The sequence below is a fragment of the Halarchaeum sp. P4 genome (genome assembly GCF_051195175.1).
GTDB lineage: Archaea > Halobacteriota > Halobacteria > Halobacteriales > Halobacteriaceae > Halarchaeum.
In genome coordinates this window covers 110165-131145 of sequence record NZ_JBNTKC010000002.1, presented here as the reverse complement: position 1 = coordinate 131145, position 20981 = coordinate 110165, and the positions used below count along the sequence as shown (strand labels likewise).

The window sequence follows — 20981 nt, the reverse complement described above, 5'->3', positions numbered from 1 at the left end:
CGAAGTTTGTGGTGCGCAGTCTGGGTGACCGTGTCGTCGTGGCCTGCTCTGCTGGTTTGGGCATTCTTCTCGGATGTCCCGTCCGACGAGATTCGACAGCGGTGCGCGCGTCCAATCGATGCGGATACTGAGAAATCTGCGGACACGGAGGAGTCGCGATGAACCTGCTCAAGCAGTCGACCTCCCGGATTCGCCGGTTCCTCTTTGGGATGAGCGAGGAGGAGAAAGCGCTGGAGCTGATTAAGAGAGAGTTAGAGGAAGCCGACCCGGAGGATATCGAGGTCAAATGGACACAGTTGCCGTGTCCGCTCTGTGATTTCTGTGCCACAGGCGAGGAAGACGTCGTCGACGAATGGGCAGACCACGTCCAGGAACACGGAGTGGAAGTGCGAACTGAAACCTCACGAGGTGATGGTGCGTGAGTTTCGACCGGGACGCGCCCGAGTGCGACTGCGCGACCTGGAAGGACGCACGCCACCGCCGCGAACGCCGCGACGGCCAGACCATCCTCGTCTGTGACAGCTGCAACACCACCCTCACGGAGGGATCGGCATGACGCGCCGCCCCGGACGCGACCAGCACGACTTCGGCGACTTCGATGAGCCCGCCGACGCCGCCGACCTCGACGAAGACGACGCACTCGCACTCTTTCGTGGCGGCGCCCTCGACGGCGACCAACACGAGCGCGACGTCGACGAAGAGGACGACACCGACGACGAGGTGTCCCTCGAGGAGATCGACGGGCGCTGCTGTCGCTTCTGCCAGGAAACCTTCGACCGCCGCGCCGACGACGGCCGGCACCGCTGCGAGGGTCGCTTCGACCTGGACAAACTTCTCCACGAACAGCAGACCACGACCTACCAGCAGACCGCGCCCCACGAATTCCAGGCGTACTTCTACTACGGACAGCATCGTTCGACCCCCGGTCGGAAGCCATTCAGCGCCTTCTACGCGATTCGGAGCGCGATGCTCGGCGACGGCCGCCTCGACGAACTCCCGCTCGGGAAAGACTTCAACCCAGCCGACCATCCCGACCTCCCGCGCTTCCAGTTCCAAGGCGAGACGTGGCGGCTCTCCGGCCTCACCTACCAGAAGGGGAACATCGAGCCACACGAGAACATGGACTTCGAGCACACCTACGAGTTCTACATCTCCGTGTGCGCCGAGAACGGCCTCGAGGAGAAGAAGGCCAGCCTCCACATCACGCCCGCATGGAGCGGGATGCAGTCGAAGTCCGGAAAGTCGATTCCCGCCCCGAACGACTTCCACGGCCTGAGCGTCGACGTCCAAGGCTCGAACCTCGAACTCGACGCCTATCCGCGGCTCGTGAACCGCGTCATCGACGAGATCGTCGACACCGAGACCGGCGGCCGGATGCACCGCTACGTCGCCCCGAAACTCGTGCATCCTGAGAGCCGCATCACGCAGTTCGAACGCTACGTCCGCATTCACAGAGAGAAGAGCCAGCAAGTCGTCGGCTGGGAAGGCTCGCTAAAGCGCCTTATGGAGTTCGCCGGCCGCGAAGGCCAGAAACTCGTCTACTACCGCGACGACACCGACATCGAGGGCCACCTCCACCGCGTCGAAGTCGACAACCGCGCCGCCGGGAAGCTCATCAGCGGCCACGGGCTCGGGAAGAAGTTCAAGCACTACCACCCGCGGAACGTCAACGACAACGAGGACAGCCCGCTCTACCACCCGAAGATCGGCGTCTCCCTCGACAGCAAGAAGTCGGGCGGCTCGATTACCTGGAGCGACCGCGACCAACTCGACCGCGAACTCGACGAGGCGCTCATCAACATCCTCCACTGGTCCGACCTGCCCACCGGCCCGCATCCGTGGATCTTCGTCGAAGACGACTACTTCAAAGTCGGCGGCGAGGACCGGAACATCGCGACCCACCCCGACCCGACGCCCGAGCTCCGCGCCGAACAGGAACACCTCGTCACCCGCGTCTTCTCACCCGACACGATGGGCAACCGCGAACTCGACGTCCTCCACGCCCTCACCGACGGCGGCGAAGACCGCCACTACGAGGACGTCGCCGACGACGCCAACATCTCCACCCGCACCCTCTGGCGCGCCCTGGAACGCCTCGAGGGCATCGTCGAGAGCGACAACGGACGCCTCCAGTTCGTCACGAACCACCTGAAGAAGTCCGTCCACCAGGCCGTCGACTCGCTGCGCTCGGCAGTGAAGAACACCGGCCGGAAGCTCGCGAACCAACTGTCCGCCGCGAATCTCGAGGCCGACTCCGCACTCGCGAAGTGGATGAACCGCTACGGCGTCTCGTTCGGCGACGCCGCCGAAGACGACCTCGAAATCGACCTCGGCGCGACACGCTACAGCCGCAAGGAGGTCGCGGCCATCCTCCGCGCCGGCCACAAGGCGTGGCTCCGCGCCGGACTCGACCCCGAGCGCTTCGAAGACGCGAACCTCCGCTGGATCAACGACGACGGCGAGCGCCAGACCGAGACCAGCCGTCTCGTCCGCGTCGTCGGAAGCGAACTCCGCTACCTCGGCGAGGCAGAACACGCACTCTCCGCGAGCACGGTCCTCGACTGACCTGCTCCGAGGTAGTGGCAACACTATTCAGCGCTCTTCTTTCGCTCAGTCTCTGAACCGCCGTAGCGCTCCTCTTTCTCACTCCTATGGCTGTCTCGGGCGCTCGCGCAGTTCTCGCTCGCGCGCGCCCAAACACTCGGACAAGCGACACTTTCGACGTCGAGCACGCTCGACGAGGTCGCGGCCCTCGCGGGGCTGCGACACACCGTGTCGGCACCCCCTTAGGAAGTGTCCCTAAAGAGACGGGCAAAAAATACCCGCCACGCCACAGCACAGCAGCACTTGAAACACTTGCAGAAAGGGTCCGCACCGCCGCCGTGACTACAGCCGCTCCCGAAGCGCCTGCGAGCGCTGCTCGCCGACGTTCGGAACGTCCTCCAGCTCCTCACGCGACGCCTCGCGAAGCGCGTCCTCGTCGTGGAAATGCTCCGCGATAGACCACGCAGTATCCGGACCGATGCCGGAAACCGTCTCGACCGTCCGCCGTAGCTTGTCCGCTCGCGGATTCACTGCGACGGAGAGGCGGCGCTCCATCTCCTCCATCGATATCTCGCCCTCGACGTACGCCAGCTTGATTTCCTCCTCAGTGCGCGGATCCTCTAAGTCGAGGCCCCCGAGCCAGACGCGCACACGAACCGGAAACTGCTCCTCGAAGCGTCTCACGACCACCGCCACCATCCACAGGCCGAGAAACAGCAGCCCGAGAAGCTCGACGTCCATTCACGCTCCCCTCCATGCGCCGACAGCGAGACCGAGGACAGCCGCTACGACCAGTCCAGCAGGATTCATCGTAACTGCCTCCCACGTCACGCGATTCCCGTACGGTCCGTAGACGCCAAGCGAGCCGTGTATCACGGATCCGATGCCGCTCGAGAAGAGGGCCACGAACACGACGCCGACGATGAAGAGGGCGAGCCAGCGCACGGTCATCGCGACTCCTCGTCGTAGTGTACGGCGTCGAGCATCAGAGCACCACCTCAACGAGACGGCCGAGCCACGGTCTCGCGATGTGCCATGCCGTGCCCGCCAGCGACCCGAGCGTCCCAAAATCTACGTCGAGGTCGATTCCGGGCACCAGCCCCGAGTACGCGACTGCCGCGAGTATCGCGAGGAGGCCGCTGAAACGGAGCCACGTCCCGAGCAGCGCACCGAGCCGGAACAGATGCCGGCCGTGATAGACCGTCAGCGCGACCGATCCAACCAGCACGATCGAGCCCGACACGCCGAGCCAGTGCAGGAGGTCGGTGAGCACTACTGCCCACCTCGACGCCTCCGGACTGCATCGACGACGACGTTCGTCGTTTTCCCTCGCCGGTACGCCTTCACGGCACGATACGCGACGTAGATGACGCCGATACCGAGGAACGGGAGCATCTTCTGCACCGGCCCAGCCGAGAGAATCGTCGAAACGAGATTCCCCGTCAGCTGGAGGCCGAGCAGAATCGCCGCCCCGGAGACGACGCCGAAGACCGGCAGACTGAACGACCCAGTCCGTCGGAGGACGAAGAACGTCCCGAGCGGAATCGCCGTCACGAGCAGGAGGACGCCCGTCCCCGGCGGCAACTGAATGACACCGGTTACGAGGGCGCCCACGAGCCCGAGTGCGAGCAACGCGCCCACGACCTTCGGGTTGCGTGCGACCAGTTGCGCGCCGCCCGCGACCGAGCGAAGCACGCGGCCCGTCCGGGACGACGACCCGCTCGAGGAGCCGGCGAACCGGCCGCCGACGTAGAGCACACCGATACCGCCGATGAGCAGGACGCCGAGCCCGAGCCAGTTCACGCCGCCCATGCTGCTCGCCGTTGAGCGTGCATACTGACCGATGACCCGAACCGTACTGCCACTGTCGTCGCTGTCGGAGCTGCTCGTCCCGTCTTCGAAGCGGAACTCCAGCGTCTCTCGAGAGTCGTCGTCCGTCAGCGTCAGCGGCGAGTTCGCCGTCCCACTGTCGCGGACCATCTCGTAGGTCTGCGACCACAGGATGTACTTCGTCTCGTCCTTCGCGTTCAGGAACGTGAAGTCGACCGAATCAGACGGCGTGTTACCCGAGGACACCGTGAACACGGGCTCTGACTGCCGCGGAGTCTCGACTGTCACCGCAACGTCACCCGTCTGCGGCGACGCCTTCACCGGAATCGTCGAGACACGGACTGTGCCGTTCTCCACGGCGTTCGGTAGCACGAGATGCTGGCCGCTCGACGATGACTGGAGCGCATACTCGGAAGAGTCCGACCACGACGCCTCGTACGCGTAGTGGACTCTATCGCCGGACAGCGTACCGCCGACGTTGAGCACGAGGTCGCGACTCTGATTCACGCTCGTGACCTTCAGCTTCGAATCGAGCGCGCCCTCACTCTCCGTCGTCGGGTCGGTCACCTGAATCTCGCCACCATCAACGCCGACCTTCACACCGTTCGCACGGACACGCGCCGTCGTGTCCGCCGGCACATCACCGATATCGACAGTCAGCGTCCCATTATGGAACGCCGTCGCCGAGTCGGAGACCGGCATCCACGACCCACCACCGATACGCTTCTCGACGGCACCGATTTCCACGACGTGCGACGCGAACGGCACCGTAAACGTCGCCCCGGACTTCGCGCTCGCGAAGTGCGTCGAGACGTTGTAGCGCTCCGACCACGCCGACGAGGTGTAGTTCACCGACTGCCTGCTCGCCGAGTCGTGTCGGAACGAGAGGTTAACCGCCTGCGTCGGCGCGTCGCTCGACAGTGTTCCGTCTCCGACGCCGACCTCGATCGTGTTCGTCCCCGATTGGATCCACGACGTGTCTGTCGACAGGCTTGCCGTTTCGCCCGGTGACAACGTCTGCGACGTCGAGGTCGTGTTCCCGTTGACTGTCACGCTCGGCGCGTGGGTCTGGACGCGCTCCTCGTAGCTTAGCGACCACGAGAGCGACGACTGGTTATCGAGCGTCGAGAGGTCCAGTGACGACGCGCCTGCCGGGACATCGATGCTACGCGTCTTCGTCTCTCCTTCAGCGAAGTCACCGAAAGACACCGTTGAACCGCCGATGTTAGCAGAGACATCTCTCGGTGTCGACCCAACGATTTTGATGTAGTCGAGGTACCCACTCTGGATATCGCTGTAGAGTGTGAGTGAGCCACCCGTCTGGACGTTCAGCGTCTTCGTGTCTGTGAGAGTGACCGCGTAGTCCGTCGACCCGGATGCGACCGTCGTGTTGTGTCCGGATGCATTCTCAAGCGCAACTGAGTACGACCCAGCGTCACTCTTCTCAATCCGATATTTGACCGTTACCACCGTAGACGGCGGGTCCGAGAGAGACCTTGACGCCGTTTGATGAAGGTCCTCGGTGTGGTTGATTGCACGTCGCTCTCCCGTTATCGTGAGCGACGGGTCTGTTGCTCCACTCGGACCCTGTGGTTCGAGACTGCCGGCTATCGAGAGGCTCGAGGAGCCATCGCCGGTAATCGTCCCACTCTCGCTGTCCTGCTCGTGCCCGACAGCACCAGTCACGTTGACGGACAGGTTCGACACCGAGTCAGCATCCGCGAGGTCGTAGCTCGCCGTCGAGCCATCGAGGAAACGGCCGGACACAGTCGTCTCACCGCCGAACGAGACGACGTTACTACTGAACTCGGGCACGCTGAAGACGACGAAGCCGTCGTCGTAGCGAATCGTCCGCGACCAGCGCGTGCCGTCGTCGTGAACTCCTTGGACGACGCGCGGGAGGTAGCCGAGTGCCTGTCGGAGCGCCGTCGCCTCGATCGCGACGCGCCGCCCCTCGTGATTCGTGTCGTCGGAGAGGACGAGCACCATCTCGTCGCCCGAGAGCGACACCGCGTCCGTGCCCATCACTTCATCAGCGTTCGCGGCCGTCGTCAGCGTCAGCGACATCGACGACGCGTGCGCCGACGACAGCACACGCCCATCCTCGAAAGCAGACGCTGAGACAGGAATCGACTCGCCACTCGGCACGTCCTCGCTGATCTGCTCGTCCGGAATCGAAACCATTCCGCTCGGCGGCGACTCGGCTGCGCTCGCGACGGACGCAACGCCACCGACCGCGGAGACGAGCAGGAGCGCGACGAGCACGAGTGCGCGACCGCGCTCACGCATGAGCGCTCACCTCCTTCGAGGCGCGAGTACCCGCGCGTGGCTGGCGGCGCTCGCGAACACGATTGGAGGCGCGCCCCCGCCCCCGGGGGGTTGTGTAAGTCGAATCGTAACGCGCGCGTGCGTCTGGTGTCGGCTCGCCGAGATGACGGCTCGATTTCGGCCGATCGACCCTGATCATGCCGAACCACCGACCGAGTTCACGAACTCGATCGCGATCTTCGCGACGACCGGCTTCGGGACGTCGCTCCAGCTGAACTTCGAGTAGTGGAGCGCCGTCCACCACAGGCCCTTCCCGACGTTGAAGTACTTCGTGTGCTGCTCCTCCATCGGCGCGTCCTTGAAGCCGACCACCTTGTCGCCCTTCGTCGGGTTCGGCCACCCCGGCATCGTGATCCGCCAGCGGAGCTTCCGCCGCACGAGGTCGTGTACGTCGGCCTCGTTGTGACCGAACATGTAGATGGACTTGTTGTTCTTCCGTGCGTCCACGAGCGCGTCCCGGAACGTCTCGACCTTCTCGTACCAGTGGTGGTTCTTCGGGCCACTCCGCGCGGCCTGCGGCAGGAGGTCGCCGACCTCGTCGAGGATCAACGAGAGGAACTCTGGCCCCATGAGGTCGACCATCCCGACGACGAACGCGAACCACCAGTGCGAGAGCGGCGTCGGCGTGTCGTAGTCGGACTCGTCGTCGCCCATCGACGCGTGATTGATCCACTGGAAGTTGTCCGTGCGCGCCGACTGAGCGAACAGGTCACTCACGCCGCTCCCGTACGGATCCGGGTAGACGACGTGGAGCTTCCCCGGCTCGAAGCGCTCGAACAAGTCGAAGATGCCCGTGTAGTACTCAACCTCACGAGCGATATCCTCGGGAGCCATCTCGAAGGACTTGGAGCCGTGCTGTGGCGGCGAAACCTTCACCGTCGCTTCCTGACTCTTCGGCAGGAGGAGCTTCGCCCACGGCGCGAGCGGCGTCCACTCCGCACGCGACGGCGTTCCACGCCAGACGACCGCCTCCTCCGGGTTGATCTCGAGAATCTCTCGAGTGAGGTCACACGCGAGTGTACTCTTACCGCTCCCTGGCTGGCCCGTCCCGAGGAAGTCAGTACCGCCGATGCTCATCTTCGAGAGCGCACGCTCGTCCGCTGCGAGCCAGCGCAGCACGTGCCGCCGCTCCTTCGGGTAGGCCGAGAGGTCCGGCGCGTCCTGTTTCAGGAGTTCGCGCTCGTCGCGACGCAGGTGGATGAGGCAGTCGGGGATGACCCCCGGGAACTTCACTGCGTCCGCTGTCGGGTCGATCGCCGTCGCGTCCGAAGACTGGTAGAGTTGTTTCCAGAACGGCTTGAGCCCATGCGTCCGCCGCATCGAGTCAGCGTCCCGGTAGCCATACGTGACGCCCTTGAACTCCTGCGTCCGCGTCTCGGGCTCGAAGGCCGCGATGACGTCCTCGGGCGTCAACTCGTTGTGTGTTGTAGTCGTGCTCATGAGTTAGACTTCGACGCCTCCAGAGTGCTCGGAGGTCGCCAGATTCGTCTCGCCGGCCTTCTCCGCGAGCGTCCGAACAGCGACGTTGAACGCTGGCAGGAGATACCGGGCAGCAATGCGTTCGCGAGCGAGCACGTAGCGCGGTTCATCGCGTAGGCACGCTCGCCGTGCGACCGCGTCGTCCAGGAGGAGGAAGTCGAACTCCGGCTCGACCTCCTTGATGGCGCCGAACGTCGCGAGGTCGAGATCGTGGAGCCACTCGTCGAGCGCATCCACGGACTCGAAGCCATCGAGGAGGTCCTCGAGTGCCGCCTCTTGGCGCTGGTAGTGTTCGTCGAGTGCTGGGCGCATCGCGAGCGCCGCCATCTTCTCCGGGTCCGGGTTGTCCTCGTCGAGGTACTCGACGGCACGCGTCCGTAATTCGCGGAACGCGTCTCGGCACGCCGGCCGCAGATAGCGCGCAACGAGCCGCCGCCGGAACGACCGCGCTTCCTTGAGCGTGATGTCGGTTCCATCACGCTCGCCGTACTGCCCGCGCTCGTCACCCGTCAGGACGACTGCAAGGGCGCTCGGGCGCGTCGCGATGTTGAAGTACCAGTAGTCGGGAAGCCGTCCCAGCGTACGATACTGGAGCCGCAGGAGCCACGTCAGCAGACCGCGACGCGTCTCCACCCCATTCTGGAGGAATCCACGGAGCGTCTCCATCTGCTGCTGGTGGAGCGTCGCGAGCGCCGGCCGGTACGTCTCGATGCGGTCCTCGTCGTGCTCATCCTCCGGCTCGAAGTCCGGCAGGACCGAGCCAACGACGTCACTCGACACGGTTAGTCACCCTCCGCGGCCGACTGGCCGCCGGTCACGTAGCCGCTAGGAGCGTTGTCGCGCTCAGCGGACGACCGGATGAGGTTCTCCTCGTCGAGCTCCTCGAGCTTCGAGACGAGTTCGTCATCGGTGTTCCGCTCGTCGATGAGCGCCGTGATGGCATCCTCGAGCGTCTCGTAGTTGTCGACCTCCGACTCGTAGTACATCGCCGTCGCGACCGCGTCCTGCGTGTTCCCGACCGCCGGGACGAACGCCGCGCGACCCGGCGAAACGTGCGTGAACACGACGCCGACGGTGAGCAGCGCCGACACGATGCCCGTCGCCGGAGACGCCATCCCGATAGCGCCGAACCCGAGGTAGCCGACGACGCCACCGAGAACGCTGTAGAACCCGATGGACGTGAGACCGGCCCAGTCGAGATTGTCGTCGTGGTCCGTGATCGGAAGGTCGAACTCTAACTCCTCAGGCTCGTAGTCGATAATCTGCTCGACGTCCTCGTCGACGAAGACCATCTTTGAGGCCGGCGACCGCGTCAACGACAACTCCGGCGAGGAGAGCGTGAACTCGTTCTGCAGCTTCTCCTGCCCGAGGAGCTTCGCACCGCCACCCCAGAGCCGAGCGAGCCACGGCCGGATACCGTCCGTGATGGCGAGGACATCGCCGTCGCCTGTGTTCGCGATGGTCGCAATCTCGAACTCGCCACCATTCGCCTTCGCTGCGAGGTCGCCGCGCGGATTCGTCTTCTCCTCCGTGAACAGACGCACGAACGCGACCCGGTCGACGCCGGACTCCATCGTCTCGAGCATCATGATGCCGATGACGGCCGCGATGAGGAATGCAACCACCCACGGCGCGCTCGCGAGCAGACTCGTAGTCCAGACGTACGCGCCCCCCGCGACGAGGCCGACGCCGATCGAGAGCACGATGAACCAGAACAACAGGCCCATGTTCGGCCCGCGGCCGGTGCGCCGGATACTCGCCGGGACAGCCATCGCGACACCCCCAACGAGCACCAGAATCGGCAGCAGGAGCGTGCCGCTCACGTACTTCCAGAATCCCGCCCACGTCGGCGCGAACGGGACGCTCTGCGAGGACTTCACCGACTTGTGCGCAAACCTCCAGCGCGCACCATCGTAGCCCTCGAGGAGCATCGTCACCTGCACGGCCTCGCCGTAGTTCTGCGGGAGCGAGACGTTGGCCGTGTCGTACCCACGCCCGAGTTCGACCTGTTTCGTGACCGCCGAGACGTTCTTCGCGACCGGTCGCGTCGCCGTCGCGTTACCACGCTGGACCGACTCCTGTCCCTTCTGCCACGTGACGACCGTGACGTTCATCGTCGCATCAAGTTCGTCCTCGGGCGCGAGCCGGACCGACCGCAGCGTCAGCTGGTTGCTGTGGATGGTCGTCCCCGGCTTGAGGTACTTCCACCCAGAGGCGATACCCACCGGCGTATGCCGGACCGTGATGCTTCCGTAGCGCCCCAGCCAGCGCATCGAGGATGGTGCGTCCTCGTAGCGCTTCCCGGCCCGCGCAAGGCCCTCATACGTCCACTCGCCCGACGTCGCTGTCGGGCTCGCCGCCGACTGTGACGACGATTCGTCGTCCGTCTCAGAGACGGACTGAATCGAGTCCTTCACCGACGCCGTCCACGACGCGCCCGACTCCTCTGCCGCCGCGAGCACGCGATTCGCGGTCTTCACCGGCAGAGTCTCGGTGACGTCGCGGGCGATCTGCTCAGCCGTCTGCGCGTCCAGCTGCGCCGTCGTCTGCGTGACGACGTCCGATGGCACACGCTCCTCGGCCGCACGCTGAAGCACCCAGCGATACAACTGCTTCGAGCGCTCAGTCGAGAGGTTCGAGAGGTCGTTACTGCGGACCCACTCGTAGACCGTCTCGGCCTGCGCCCGTGTGACGTCCGAGCCCTGCTCCACGATTTCGAAGACGTCGGCCTTCGAAGGCCCGTCATCGGGCGCACTTGCCGTCGTCGTAGTCGTCGGCGAGGTCGTGGTCGTTGGCCCTGCCGCGACGACACCCGCGGACGCGAGGCTCGCGACGAGCAGCACAGCCAGCATCAGGCCCGAACGTCCGCGCATCTACGCGGTCACCTCCTCGAGGGCGTCGTCGTCACCCACGAAGCGACCCGTGTAGTGACCCCACGCGTCGTCGAGCAGGATGACCGCCGTCCCGCCGAACAGTGCGACGAGAGGGAGTGCCTCTATCGACAGCCCGAACGCCAGGACTGCGAGGACGGCGAACGACCCGTGCACGAGGCCAAGACCGAGATGAGCAACGACCTCCATGACGTCGCCAGCGACGCCGAGCCGTTCTCCGAGTCGCTCGATCATGCCGAATCAGCCTCCCGGTTCCCATACCACACCATCAACGCGATGACGAGGATGAGCAGGAACGCGAACCCGAGCGTGTCCGTCGCGAGACCGAACTCAATACCCGCCCACGACAACAGCCCGTAGAGCAGGTATCCGACGAGGAACGGCACGCCGCCGAGCAGGCCGTTCAGGTCGCTCGCGAGATGCATGAACTCGATCGCGACCGTCCCGCCGATCCCCACGAGCCCGACGACGAGCGCACGGAAGCCCGAGAGAGCACCGCCCGTCACGGACTCCATCCGGTCCGTGATGCCGTCGACTGTCTCGCCAGCCGACTCGGCGTCTTCACGTTCGTCCCACCACCAGTAGGCGAGCATCGCCGTCAGTAGTGCGCCGAGCAGCCACGGCCAGTTGTCCGCGAGCACCTGACCGAGCGGGCTCACGTCGATACACCTCCTAAACCGCCGGTACGCGCGTAGTACTGCGCGTGCGTCGTGTGTTCAGTCATAGCTCCTTGTTCATGTCTTGGTAGACCGTGTACGCGAGACGAGCGGCGTAGGCGACCCCGGAGATCGCGATCACGGGGATGAGGAACGGCTTCACGAACGCCAGCGACGGAAACACGCGCGGCATCGTGAAGCCGCCAATCGTCGCCGCCGTGAAGATATGTCCCGCATTCCCGAGAAGCGCCCACAGGAACGCTTCCGCAGCGGCGGGATGGAGCAGCGCACCAAAGATGGCGAACGCGCTCGTCGCCGCCGCGTACGGATGCCGGACCGCCTCGCGGAGTTTGTTCATCATGTCTTATCCTCCGAACAGCAGCGTCTTGACGCCCGAGAGACCGGGAATCGCGCTCAGTAATGCCGGAGCCAGCCGTAGGAGCCCCTCCACGATGAGGCCGATCTCGATGGCGACCATCACGTAGAGCACGAGACCGGTCAGCGGCCCCGGATCGACCGGCAGGAGCGCAGCGTTCACGCCGAGCAGCGCGTCGACGACCGATGTCACTGCCCAAACCGCGAGGTTGACGATGCTCGTCCCGATATACAGGAAGACGTCCTCGACGCCCCAGACGGCGGTCGGCCCCATGTCGAGACCCGGCGAGGAGCCGCGCCCGAACATGAGGATACCGCCGATAATCGTCGAGACGAACCCGAGGATGCCCTGCACAATCGGGCGGAAGATGACGCCGCGAATCTTCGACGCGGGCCGCCAGACCCACGATGGGACTGCCTTCGCCATCGTTACGACCTCCACATCTTAACGGCAAATGCGACGGTCGAGAACAGGACGAGCAGGAGCAGGACGTTGAACGGAAGCTGGAACAGGCCGAGGTCGACTACTTGGCCGCTCCAGAGAGTGTCCGCCGCGTCCCGCACCCACGACAGGAACCGTCCGAGCTGGCCGGTCGTGCCGTCGAGAATCCCCGTGACGACCATCGAGGGCAGCGAGAGGACCGACAGCGTCCCCTCAATCCACGCGACGAATGTCGCGTAGACTGTACCCCCGGTTGCTGCTGCACCGAGCGCGCGCCACTTAACTCGATTCTCGGCGGTGAGGAACTGGTCCGCGAGGGCCATCATTGCCACCTCCGGGCTCGCGCTCGACGCATCGCTATTGCTCGCCTCCGGGATCCTCCTCCTGGACGCCCGTGAACGGACTGTCCCAGAACGTTCCTGGGAGGAAGTCGCTCGTACTCGGCCGCCGGAGGTACCACGCGATTATCGCGAACGTGAACAGCAAAATCGCGGTCCCCAGCGGGAGTCCGAATAACTCGAACTGTGCGACCGATGCCGCCGTCGCTTCAGAGCCGGAGATGACGATGGTGAGCGGCTTCAGGATCATCGCGTCGATGACCGCGTCACCGATGTTGCTAATCGCGATGACCGGGAACAGCAGCAGGTCCGTCACCGCCTTCGTCCCGCGGATGAATGATACCGAGACGGCGAGCATCCAGCCGCCCACACCCTGCTTTGCGAGGGTGGTGAGTGACTGACCGCGCGCCTTCTCGAGTAACGTCATCGGGCTCGTTGCAGCCATCGGAGATCACCGGTTCAGAGCCAATTTGCCTCCGAGCACGACGCCGACGAGGCTAATCAGAGAGCCGATGACCGGGAGCGAGGTGAGGTCGTAGCCGAAGACCGTCCAGCCACTCGCAGACGACGCGAACTGACCGACAGCGCCACCAGTCTGCACGAAGTTCCCCTTCTCGGTGTCCGTCACCGGGTACTCGAAGTGCAGCCCGATCGCCTGCCCAGACTGAATCGTCGAGTCCAGCGTGACCGTCTCACCGCGGCTGTCGAACTTGCTCGTCACGTCCGTCCACGAGGAGATGTCCTTGAAGTCCGTGTCACCGACGCCCTCCGCGACCTCGACGGTCTGGTAGCGCGATGCCGGGAGCGTCACCTCACTCGTCAGCTCCGCGTTGCTGTAAGAGAGGTCGTAGGCCGCCGGAAGCTCGAGCCGGTAGTAGACGTCAGCCATCCACTTGAAGTCCGGCCAGCCCGACGCCGTCGTGAACTCCACGTGCGCGTCCGTCTCCTTCGAGAGGTCCGCCGTCGAGAAGTTCATCGCGATATCCGCGTTGTGCACGACCGCATCCGAGAACGCGCCACCGAGCGTGTCGAAGGACGTGACGCCGTACGCACCAGCCGGCTCATAGACCGTCCGCGTCTCGTCCTTCGTCCCGTCGTTGTCCGTGTCGGCCTTCTGCTCACCGAGCACGTACTTCGACATCTTCTCGATGTTGATCACCGAGAACGCCGCATCGAGGTCACCGTCTTGGACGTGGACTTCGACGGAACGGATGTTGTCGAACGTCCCGTCACTGCCGGAGACCGTCTGCGTCGTGAGCTTCCCGAGCTGGCGCTGGCTGACGAAGCCCTCGCCCGTGCTGTTCGCGAGCACGCTGGCCGCGTTCGTCGAGTTATCCGCGTCGATGATGAGTCGCTTGTAGTCGCCGTCCTGGTCGACGACACGCACCGTCGCGTGCGTCGCCGAGTCGAGCGTCGACACGTCCGCGAAGATCTGGACGTAGCGCTTGTTCTCGTCCGAATCCACGGACATCGTGTAGCTCGCAGACGCCGTGTTCCCGGACGCCATCGAGCCGTTCGTCGCGACACCGAGCGCGTCCACACCGGACGCCGTCGACGTCTCGGAGACCGTCAGACCCGACGTCGTCCACTCGCTCGCGTCAAGCGCACTCGCGTTACTGTCACCGTGCGGGAACGCGCCCGCGTCCGAGAAGTTGATGTCCGTCGCAAGGAGCGTCACCGGATTCTTCGCCGACTCGTTCACCGACGCATTCAGCGACGACAGCGTCCCGCTGTCACTCTCGTACTCGATCGCCGACCAGTCGCCCACCCGATGGACGTCCTTCGTCACCTCCACCGGAATCTGTGCCGTCGCGACCGCCGTCGCACTGCTGTTGATCTTGTCCGGGTCGTCAACCGTCGTGTCGCCGGCCGCAGCCGCTGCGCCAGCGAACACCGAGACGACCATCAATGCCATCAGGAATGCCGTCGTAAAGCGTGACTTTCCGAGTTTCATGCTGTGTAAGAGCGTAGTTCACCGCTGCGCGCCGCAGCGAGCGCCTGTTCGTCACCGGGACAGGTGTCGCGGAGTGCCTCAACGTACGCCGCGAACTCCGGCGTCACGAAGAGCCCACGAGGCGACCACGTCACGCCGGATCACTCCAGCGCGAGCGGACCGAGACGTAGCCGACGAACACGCCGCCGGCCAACATCGCAAGGCCGGCGAGACCCGACGACGCCACCGGGCTCCCGAGAAACGCGCCCGACGCCGCGAGCAGAACGACGGCCAAGAAGAGCCCTATGTTCGCGTGCTCCTCCTGGAGACCGAAACCCCGCATCTCGATCTCCCGACGAGTCGTCGTGCCACCGTCAGCCGCGACAGCCTCATCGTCGACGTCATCGTCGTCCCAGTAGCCGACCGAGACCTTCGACGGAATGTGGAGCGTAGGATGCTCACCGTCGAGGTCGACATGGATCTGGCCCTCGAGGCCAGGCGCGTCGATCGCCGTCTCCTGTCCGTTCTGCTGGACAGCGACCTCACCAGACTCGTCGTCCGTCATCGCGAGAACCTCCCCGCGAGACGCTTCGACACGGCCTTCAGCCGCCCCTTCAGCGACCCGTGCTGACTGATGCAGCCCGCCCGCTGATGCTGCGGCGACTTCATCGATACTCACCTGCCCGAAGCTCGGCCTCGCGACGATCACGCGCCACCGCCTCCAGTCGCTCCTGGAGTCGGAACGCCTCATCGAGCGCGTCCATCACGCCGCACCTCCGACGAGCGCGCTCACGTCATCGTTGAGCCGCGCGACGTCGCGCACCTCGACCACCGTCGCGATAGACCGGTCGCTAAGCGATGCCTCCGAAAACGAGTGCGAGCCGTCCCGACGGGACGGCCGTGGGGTTCGTGTCGCCATGATTGGCACTCCGCCGCCGTCGCGGCGGACGCCTACACCCTCGACTCAGACCCTCAAACACCCCCGCAGAACGTACACCAAACTCATACCGTGTGTACACGACGTGCGCACCACGAGAAGTAGCCACAACAGCGGCTTGTTCTACACCAGTTAGGGCCGTGCGCAGTTTGATAGGGGAAGAAACCGACGAATTCTGTATGGTCGACTTACGGGATTTCGGTGGCGGGAGCGGGGATGACCCAGAACCGGAAGACGAGGTCCGGCTAAAACTGTCCCGCTGGCTCGCAGACCACGGCGCGAAGGTCTACTGGGATCAACGCCCATCTTATGGCTATCAGACTTTCGACCCCGGGAGACGTGCCCGCCCTGACCTCCTCGTTGAAGGTCAGTTCCAGACGTACGCACTTGAGGTGAAAGTTGGCGATGAGAGCGCGACGATTCACGATGCACTACCCCAGCTTGTCGGCTATTGGGAAACAGTGGCAGCAGATGAGACCGAATATCGTGTAGACGGAAAGGAGCGGGAGATCGACGCGTTCCTACTCGCAACAGGAAACTCTCCATTCGGACGCCTGTTCCAAGCTGAAGGTGAGAAGGACGTTCTCCGAACCGGAACGAGTGAAGGTCGACAGCGAGCAGTTTCTGCCGGTCAAATTCCTGAACGGGAGTTTGGAGCTAGCGAGACAGCGGTACGGGCTCTCTGGCGGTTCGCAAAGGACCGTCGCCCAGATGCTGAACTCGGTATCGGTGCCCTTCTGTCGTCACGTTTGGATGGTGATGCAGGGGGTGTTGATGAGGCAGCGCCACACGCGCTATACTATCGTCCGGGCGGATATCAGCCAGACCATTGGGACTCACCCGGATACCAGTTTTGGGAGTCTGTACCGTCGTATCTCGATAAGTAGATTTGAGGTTCAAGCACCCCCAGCCGCGACGTGGGTCGTGGGATTGACAGCGGCCCCACTATTGTCGACGAACGAGAGCGTCGCGCTCGTATAATTCCCGTTCGCGTCCGTGCCGTAGCTCACGCTCCAGTTCGCTTCCGACTCGACGACCACATCGAGCAACGGCTTGGCCGCGTAGGGCTTCGCAAACGAGACCGTCACCGACCCCGACGACGGCGCCAGTCCGCGGTGCACGTCGAACTCGTTGAAGTTCGATAGGACTCGCGTGTTCGGTCCCACAATCCGCCAGACGCTCTCGTCCGTCGGCGCCTTGTTTGCGACGAACAGGTTGTTATCGCATCCGTCGCCCTCATAGAACGAGGCCGACCCCGTGTCTTTGCTCATCACGAGCGTTCCCGTTACGATGCAGTCGGACGCGTTCACCTCGACCGGCCGGTAACTCGCCATCGAGATGATGTTTCCTCTCGCCGTTGTGTCGTTTCCGCGGAGCAGGAGCCCCCGGGCATTCGGGTTCTTGATGCGGTTGTTAGACACTGCACACCCGGGTGCGGTGGTTTTTATCCCCTGAGCGTCCGCACCGTCGATGAGGCAGTTTTCGATCGTCGTGTCCGCGGACTGCGACCAAATCCCGTCCGAGTTGGAGCCGCTATCTGTCCCGGTATTCACCAGCCGGCACGCGGATATCGTCCCATCCGATCCCGTCGTTTTGATTCCCTCCAAGCCGACATTTTTCACGATGCAATAGCCGATAGTGAACCCAGTTCCACGAATCCGGAGGCCGCGGTCCGCGTAGCCGTCGAGAAGACAGGCCACGACGGTAACATCGGTCGCCTGCGTGTCCATGTGGATGCCGCTCGTCGTGCTCGAACTCGTCTTCCCGATGTTCGCGACCGCAATGATTCCGGACGGGCCGCTCCCATTGACTCCATCTTTGATATGGATTAGCGTCCGGTGGTCACCGAGTCCGATGTTCGCGGTGAGTGTGGTTTTGCTCGTGGTCCCGTTGTGTTGGACCCCGATAATCGACCCCTGGGAATTGTCCATCGCGACGTTCGCGGTCGCGATGACGTGACTCCCGTTATTCGTCTGGAAGTTGATGGCCCGGTCGAATCCGGAGAGGAAGAAGCAGCCGACGACAGAGGCATCCCCGCTGAACACTTCGACTCCGCGGTCCCCGTTGTCGTCGAACCAGCAGTTGCGGACCGTGTTGTAGTCTGACGACCCTCTCACAGAGATGCCTGCTCCCCCTGTTGAGTGTTCGTGATGAGGGCTAGTCCCCGTGAAGAAGCTCTCTTCGACAGTGACCCGCTCGCCGTTGCTGATTTTCACTCCGTCCAGGTCGGTCACGGACTGGTCTTGGTTAGTGTGATTCCCGTCGTATCCGATGTCGCGGATGGTGATGTTGCGGCGAACGGTTCCGTTCGGTCCGACGTTGAATCCGCCGACATTAGCACCGTCGGCGACTCTCAGAAGGGTTCTGTTGAAGCCGTCCCCCTCGAATGTGACGTTGTCACGGTCGACAGTTATCCAGCTGTCGAGGAGCCACACGTTGTTCGTGTCCGGCCCCTGCGCGGGGAGGTAGACCTTCCCACCTGGATTGATCTGTCGCGATGCCCAGTTGATGGCGCGAGTGCCACGAGTGTCGCCGGTAACCCGCAGGACGTGCGCCCACGGACTGTGAGCGACGTATCCGACATTCACTGTTTCGAGGCCGAACAACCAGATGGCGGCCGTGTAGAACGTCCCGATAGTGGCCCACGTCCAACGCTGGATAAGCGTGAGTGATTGGGGTTCTGGCCGCGGTCGTGCGGCTTCGATGTACTCTCGGTACTCCGCCTCAACGTCGTTGAGGTCGGCCTCCGAGAGGTCCTCGATAGAGTCGATACCACGGGGCAGATTGGATTCGACCTCGTCGATGGAGACGTCCTCCGGGAGCTGGTCAGCGACATCGTCGCGGGAGAGTTCTGCGACCGTGTCTTGTGCGTCGCGCCCGCCGAGGAACTGGTCGGGGTCAACGTCACGCTTCTTGAGGTAGCGACGCTGTTCGTCTCGGGATAGAGTCCTGGGCCCAGGAATCTTCATTTGAGGTCTCCCGTAGCCGCGTTGATTTTTTCAGAGCCGGATTGGCCCGGGTAATGCTCCGCAAACAGGATGCTATTTAGATCCTCTGTCTGTACCTCTGGAACCCCCTCCTTGAGCGTCTCTTCGATTTGCGGCCGGCCCGATAGCGACTTGCCGTTCTCTGGGTTCACCATTTAGTTCTCACCTTCTTTGTGGATTCGGATGCCCTCGTACTCGCCGTCCTCGACGAGGATCAGCGCGGGATAGTCGTCGATCTCGATGCTCCCGTAGTCCTCTGTATCAGCTGCACGCCAGAACTCGAACTCGCCGAGTCGCTCTGCCACGTCGCGGTCACCTCCCCCACGCGCGGCTGGTAGCATCGCGCCCTGCTCGCCATCCGCCCCATCCGACGTCAGCCAGCCCGCAAGAAACGACCCGCCGCCGACGCCCGCGACGCCGAGGAACTCGCGCCGCGAAATCTTCTCCGCCATCACCAGCCTCCCGTTCGTTCGTCGATACGCCCGTCGATACTGTGGTGTCTCGGTTCATGCATTGTCACACCGGAACCATCGCCAACAGATTCTGAGCGATCTGCTGGGGGGTTCCATACGTCGCGCCGAACCACCGCCCGGCGGCGAACCCTCCAGCCGCGACCGCGACAACGGACAGGATCCGAACCGTCATCGCAGTGTCGCGCGTCGCGACAGCCGCCACCTGCGACCTCACCGTCCAAGTTCCGATGAGGAGCACTATGGCGGCTGCCGCGGCCTTCGGGTGCTCGAGGGCGAACGACACCACCCAGGTCACGACGTCGAAGACCACGTCGATCATGCTGCACCTCGCCGTCGCTGCTCGTCCGTCGTCGTCCAAGAGGGGGTGGCGTCTCTCATCTTTCTCGCCGCCGTCGCGGCAGACGCCTACACCCTCGCCTCAGAACCCCATACACCCCCGCAGAACGTACACCAGACTCATACCGTGTGTACACGACGTGCGCACGAGGAACGCTTTACTAGCTCCACGCCGATATATCGGCTATGCAGACGCTCCAAGTGCACAACGCGAGCGGGCAGGTCACCCTCCCAAAAGACGACCTTCGACGCGACGGCGTCATCGACGACGACTTCGAGGACGATTTCGAGCAGAACTGCGTCGTCGACCGGCTCGGCCGCGGCCAGTTCCTCGTCCGACTCGTCGACGTCGACGGCGAAGGCGATGTCCCCGATCTCCTCGAGTCCGAAGTCGTCCAGCGCGCCGCGATGCAACTCCTCCTCGACGACGACCGCCGCGTCAACCTCGCCCTCGACTGAGACGCTTCTACTCGTGAGGCCAAACGTCGATATCCCGTGGGGCACGCATGGACGAATCAAGGAGTATCAAGAGAACCACGATGTGACGCTCTCCGAAGCGTACGACGTTCTTCTTCGGCGCGGCCTCAACCACTCCACTCGCTCCCTCCCAGACACGACCCGATACCGGTGCCAGCAGTGTGACGAGGTCTGGGTGTCAGAGAGCACCCAACTGCCGGTTAGAACCTGTGGGGAATGTGGTGGTGTGGCCGTCGCGTCGCTGTAGCTACTCGAACTCGACGTCTACCGACGGCCCCTCGTACTCGACCCGCACGTTTCGGGTGGAGACTGAGTCAGATTGTCTCGAAATGGTCGTACTCGCGCTCAGTCGTGAGAATCGTCGCGTGTCGGAGTCGATTCCGGACGTCGTACAGCGTGTTCCCTTCCTCAACGCGGAGCATCCGCCATGCGACGCTATGCCGGAGCGTGTGCGCCGTCACGTCGTCGGGCTCGCCACGACCTTCGTAGGAGTGCGGACGAATATCGGCGCGTGCGGCGAGCCGCTTCACGACGTCGTTGATTGCCTTCCCGGTGAGCCGGTCAGATTTTCGCGACGGAAATAGCGCCGGGCTGTCGTCGTCGCGGGCCTGGAGGAACATCCGGAGCGTGCGGACAGTTCGAAGCTCGCCGCTCGGGTCGAGCGCGAAGGTCGCGGCGCTCGGCGTGTTGTCGTTCGGGTAGTCCTTCTGGATGCTCGCCGGGATGCGGAGCTGCTCGTCGTCGAGGTCCACCATATCCCGGTTCACCTGCGCGAGCTCGGCGCGCCGGAGGCCGGTGTCGTAGAGGAGCGTCACGATCGCGTCGTCGCGCGGTCCGTGGTGTCCCTCGTGCGCGGCGTCGCGCATCGCCTCGACCTGCTCGGGCTTCACCCAGCACTTCCGAATGTTCGAGTTTGCAGACGTGGTTGTCGAAGGCATGACCAGTATATAAAGAA

General features: G+C 64.0%; 25 protein-coding genes. 5 read left to right on the top strand and 20 right to left on the bottom strand.

The genetic code is table 11. The features are described from left to right. Positions 1-158: 158 nt before the first annotated feature. The 3 genes from ACQUS8_RS08695 to ACQUS8_RS08685 are packed head-to-tail and all read left to right on the top strand — an operon-like array spanning position 159 to position 2565. Positions 159-422: a hypothetical protein gene (locus ACQUS8_RS08695; RefSeq protein WP_435099676.1), complete on the top strand. Its 264-nt coding sequence runs from the start codon at positions 159-161 to the stop codon at positions 420-422. Continuing rightward, positions 419-556 (top strand): hypothetical protein, encoded by a 138-nt coding sequence (locus tag ACQUS8_RS08690; protein WP_435099673.1) that lies wholly within the window; start codon positions 419-421, stop codon positions 554-556. Before ACQUS8_RS08695 ends, ACQUS8_RS08690 begins: the two co-directional genes overlap by 4 nt. Next, complete coding sequence (locus ACQUS8_RS08685) at positions 553-2565, top strand: hypothetical protein (RefSeq protein WP_435099670.1); 2013 nt, start codon at positions 553-555, stop codon at positions 2563-2565. The genes ACQUS8_RS08690 and ACQUS8_RS08685 overlap by 4 nt, the downstream gene beginning before the upstream one ends. Positions 2566-2886: 321 nt before the next feature. Here ACQUS8_RS08685 and ACQUS8_RS08680 read toward each other — a convergent pair whose 3' ends face one another. The 15 genes from ACQUS8_RS08680 to ACQUS8_RS08610 form a co-directional block, all read right to left on the bottom strand. Beyond that, a complete protein-coding gene (locus ACQUS8_RS08680) occupies positions 2887-3285 on the bottom strand; it encodes a helix-hairpin-helix domain-containing protein (RefSeq protein WP_435099643.1) in 399 nt (132 codons plus the stop codon). Further along, complete coding sequence (locus ACQUS8_RS08675; RefSeq protein ID WP_435099633.1) at positions 3286-3495, bottom strand: hypothetical protein; 210 nt, start codon at positions 3493-3495, stop codon at positions 3286-3288. A gap of 34 nt (positions 3496-3529) precedes the next feature. Beyond that, on the bottom strand, positions 3530-3817 hold the full coding sequence (locus tag ACQUS8_RS08670) for a hypothetical protein (RefSeq protein ID WP_435099630.1): 288 nt from the start codon (positions 3815-3817) through the stop codon (positions 3530-3532). Continuing rightward, on the bottom strand, positions 3817-6663 hold the full coding sequence (locus tag ACQUS8_RS08665) for a hypothetical protein (protein ID WP_435099627.1): 2847 nt from the start codon (positions 6661-6663) through the stop codon (positions 3817-3819). The genes ACQUS8_RS08670 and ACQUS8_RS08665 overlap by 1 nt, the downstream gene beginning before the upstream one ends. 174 nt (positions 6664-6837) lie before the next feature. After that, positions 6838-8142 carry a hypothetical protein gene (locus ACQUS8_RS08660; protein ID WP_435099624.1) on the bottom strand — a complete coding sequence of 435 codons (1305 nt, stop codon included), beginning with the start codon at positions 8140-8142 and terminating at the stop codon, positions 6838-6840. Positions 8143-8145: 3 nt separating this feature from the next. Next, on the bottom strand, positions 8146-8961 hold the full coding sequence (locus ACQUS8_RS08655) for a hypothetical protein (protein WP_435099621.1): 816 nt from the start codon (positions 8959-8961) through the stop codon (positions 8146-8148). Positions 8962-8963: 2 nt separating this feature from the next. Next, positions 8964-11054 carry a hypothetical protein gene (locus ACQUS8_RS08650; protein WP_435099618.1) on the bottom strand — a complete coding sequence of 697 codons (2091 nt, stop codon included), beginning with the start codon at positions 11052-11054 and terminating at the stop codon, positions 8964-8966. Beyond that, complete coding sequence (locus tag ACQUS8_RS08645; protein WP_435099615.1) at positions 11055-11306, bottom strand: hypothetical protein; 252 nt, start codon at positions 11304-11306, stop codon at positions 11055-11057. Further along, positions 11303-11731 (bottom strand): hypothetical protein, encoded by a 429-nt coding sequence (locus tag ACQUS8_RS08640; protein ID WP_435099612.1) that lies wholly within the window; start codon positions 11729-11731, stop codon positions 11303-11305. The genes ACQUS8_RS08645 and ACQUS8_RS08640 overlap by 4 nt, the downstream gene beginning before the upstream one ends. A gap of 61 nt (positions 11732-11792) precedes the next feature. Beyond that, positions 11793-12089: a hypothetical protein gene (locus tag ACQUS8_RS08635; RefSeq protein ID WP_435099609.1), complete on the bottom strand. Its 297-nt coding sequence runs from the start codon at positions 12087-12089 to the stop codon at positions 11793-11795. Between the two features lie 3 nt (positions 12090-12092). Then, entirely contained in the window at positions 12093-12530 is a 438-nt protein-coding gene (locus tag ACQUS8_RS08630; RefSeq protein WP_435099606.1) for a hypothetical protein, read from the bottom strand. Positions 12531-12532: 2 nt separating this feature from the next. After that, positions 12533-12868: a hypothetical protein gene (locus tag ACQUS8_RS08625; protein WP_435099603.1), complete on the bottom strand. Its 336-nt coding sequence runs from the start codon at positions 12866-12868 to the stop codon at positions 12533-12535. Positions 12869-12902: 34 nt separating this feature from the next. Then, entirely contained in the window at positions 12903-13310 is a 408-nt protein-coding gene (locus ACQUS8_RS08620) for a hypothetical protein (protein ID WP_435099601.1), read from the bottom strand. Between the two features lie 24 nt (positions 13311-13334). After that, entirely contained in the window at positions 13335-14798 is a 1464-nt protein-coding gene (locus ACQUS8_RS08615; RefSeq protein WP_435099598.1) for a hypothetical protein, read from the bottom strand. 169 nt (positions 14799-14967) lie between these two features. Further along, on the bottom strand, positions 14968-15381 hold the full coding sequence (locus ACQUS8_RS08610; protein ID WP_435099595.1) for a hypothetical protein: 414 nt from the start codon (positions 15379-15381) through the stop codon (positions 14968-14970). A gap of 551 nt (positions 15382-15932) precedes the next feature. Between ACQUS8_RS08610 and ACQUS8_RS08605 the strand changes: the two genes are divergently transcribed. Then, a complete protein-coding gene (locus tag ACQUS8_RS08605) occupies positions 15933-16640 on the top strand; it encodes a hypothetical protein (protein ID WP_435099592.1) in 708 nt (235 codons plus the stop codon). Positions 16641-16649: 9 nt separating this feature from the next. Here ACQUS8_RS08605 and ACQUS8_RS08600 read toward each other — a convergent pair whose 3' ends face one another. From ACQUS8_RS08600 to ACQUS8_RS08585, 4 genes are all read right to left on the bottom strand, one after another. Further along, positions 16650-18722, bottom strand: coding sequence for a right-handed parallel beta-helix repeat-containing protein (locus ACQUS8_RS08600; RefSeq protein WP_435099587.1), 2073 nt, complete (start codon positions 18720-18722; stop codon positions 16650-16652). Further along, positions 18719-18895, bottom strand: a complete 177-nt coding sequence (locus tag ACQUS8_RS08595; RefSeq protein WP_435099583.1) for a hypothetical protein — start codon at positions 18893-18895, stop codon at positions 18719-18721. Before ACQUS8_RS08595 ends, ACQUS8_RS08600 begins: the two co-directional genes overlap by 4 nt. Next, a complete protein-coding gene (locus ACQUS8_RS08590) occupies positions 18896-19192 on the bottom strand; it encodes a twin-arginine translocation signal domain-containing protein (RefSeq protein ID WP_435099580.1) in 297 nt (98 codons plus the stop codon). A 64-nt stretch (positions 19193-19256) separates the two neighbouring features. Beyond that, positions 19257-19532 (bottom strand): hypothetical protein, encoded by a 276-nt coding sequence (locus ACQUS8_RS08585; RefSeq protein ID WP_435099577.1) that lies wholly within the window; start codon positions 19530-19532, stop codon positions 19257-19259. Between the two features lie 203 nt (positions 19533-19735). Between ACQUS8_RS08585 and ACQUS8_RS08580 the strand changes: the two genes are divergently transcribed. Next, on the top strand, positions 19736-20008 hold the full coding sequence (locus ACQUS8_RS08580) for a hypothetical protein (RefSeq protein WP_435099574.1): 273 nt from the start codon (positions 19736-19738) through the stop codon (positions 20006-20008). Positions 20009-20340: 332 nt separating this feature from the next. On the opposite strand, the gene ACQUS8_RS08575 is transcribed toward ACQUS8_RS08580, so the two are convergent. After that, positions 20341-20964 carry a tyrosine-type recombinase/integrase gene (locus tag ACQUS8_RS08575; protein WP_435099571.1) on the bottom strand — a complete coding sequence of 208 codons (624 nt, stop codon included), beginning with the start codon at positions 20962-20964 and terminating at the stop codon, positions 20341-20343. Between the last annotated feature and the right edge of the window lie 17 nt (positions 20965-20981).

Excerpts from the sequence above, each read along its gene's own strand:
- ACQUS8_RS08580 (WP_435099574.1), top strand. The coding sequence starts at position 19,736 with ATGCAGACGCTCCAAGTGCACAACGCGAGCGGGCAGGTCACCCTCCCA.
- ACQUS8_RS08610 (WP_435099595.1), bottom strand. The coding sequence starts at position 15,381 with ATGACGGACGACGAGTCTGGTGAGGTCGCTGTCCAGCAGAACGGACAG.
- ACQUS8_RS08675 (WP_435099633.1), bottom strand. The coding sequence starts at position 3,495 with ATGACCGTGCGCTGGCTCGCCCTCTTCATCGTCGGCGTCGTGTTCGTG.
- ACQUS8_RS08605 (WP_435099592.1), top strand. The coding sequence starts at position 15,933 with ATGGTCGACTTACGGGATTTCGGTGGCGGGAGCGGGGATGACCCAGAA.
- ACQUS8_RS08645 (WP_435099615.1), bottom strand. The coding sequence starts at position 11,306 with ATGATCGAGCGACTCGGAGAACGGCTCGGCGTCGCTGGCGACGTCATG.
- ACQUS8_RS08660 (WP_435099624.1), bottom strand. The coding sequence starts at position 8,142 with ATGAGCACGACTACAACACACAACGAGTTGACGCCCGAGGACGTCATC.
- ACQUS8_RS08695 (WP_435099676.1), top strand. The coding sequence starts at position 159 with ATGAACCTGCTCAAGCAGTCGACCTCCCGGATTCGCCGGTTCCTCTTT.
- ACQUS8_RS08635 (WP_435099609.1), bottom strand. The coding sequence starts at position 12,089 with ATGATGAACAAACTCCGCGAGGCGGTCCGGCATCCGTACGCGGCGGCG.
- ACQUS8_RS08650 (WP_435099618.1), bottom strand. The coding sequence starts at position 11,054 with ATGCGCGGACGTTCGGGCCTGATGCTGGCTGTGCTGCTCGTCGCGAGC.
- ACQUS8_RS08620 (WP_435099601.1), bottom strand. The coding sequence starts at position 13,310 with ATGACGTTACTCGAGAAGGCGCGCGGTCAGTCACTCACCACCCTCGCA.
- ACQUS8_RS08625 (WP_435099603.1), bottom strand. The coding sequence starts at position 12,868 with ATGGCCCTCGCGGACCAGTTCCTCACCGCCGAGAATCGAGTTAAGTGG.
- ACQUS8_RS08590 (WP_435099580.1), bottom strand. The coding sequence starts at position 19,192 with ATGGCGGAGAAGATTTCGCGGCGCGAGTTCCTCGGCGTCGCGGGCGTC.
- ACQUS8_RS08685 (WP_435099670.1), top strand. The coding sequence starts at position 553 with ATGACGCGCCGCCCCGGACGCGACCAGCACGACTTCGGCGACTTCGAT.
- ACQUS8_RS08595 (WP_435099583.1), bottom strand. The coding sequence starts at position 18,895 with ATGGTGAACCCAGAGAACGGCAAGTCGCTATCGGGCCGGCCGCAAATC.
- ACQUS8_RS08585 (WP_435099577.1), bottom strand. The coding sequence starts at position 19,532 with ATGATCGACGTGGTCTTCGACGTCGTGACCTGGGTGGTGTCGTTCGCC.
- ACQUS8_RS08630 (WP_435099606.1), bottom strand. The coding sequence starts at position 12,530 with ATGGCGAAGGCAGTCCCATCGTGGGTCTGGCGGCCCGCGTCGAAGATT.
- ACQUS8_RS08600 (WP_435099587.1), bottom strand. The coding sequence starts at position 18,722 with ATGAAGATTCCTGGGCCCAGGACTCTATCCCGAGACGAACAGCGTCGC.
- ACQUS8_RS08665 (WP_435099627.1), bottom strand. The coding sequence starts at position 6,663 with ATGCGTGAGCGCGGTCGCGCACTCGTGCTCGTCGCGCTCCTGCTCGTC.
- ACQUS8_RS08680 (WP_435099643.1), bottom strand. The coding sequence starts at position 3,285 with ATGGACGTCGAGCTTCTCGGGCTGCTGTTTCTCGGCCTGTGGATGGTG.
- ACQUS8_RS08615 (WP_435099598.1), bottom strand. The coding sequence starts at position 14,798 with ATGGCATTGATGGTCGTCTCGGTGTTCGCTGGCGCAGCGGCTGCGGCC.
- ACQUS8_RS08575 (WP_435099571.1), bottom strand. The coding sequence starts at position 20,964 with ATGCCTTCGACAACCACGTCTGCAAACTCGAACATTCGGAAGTGCTGG.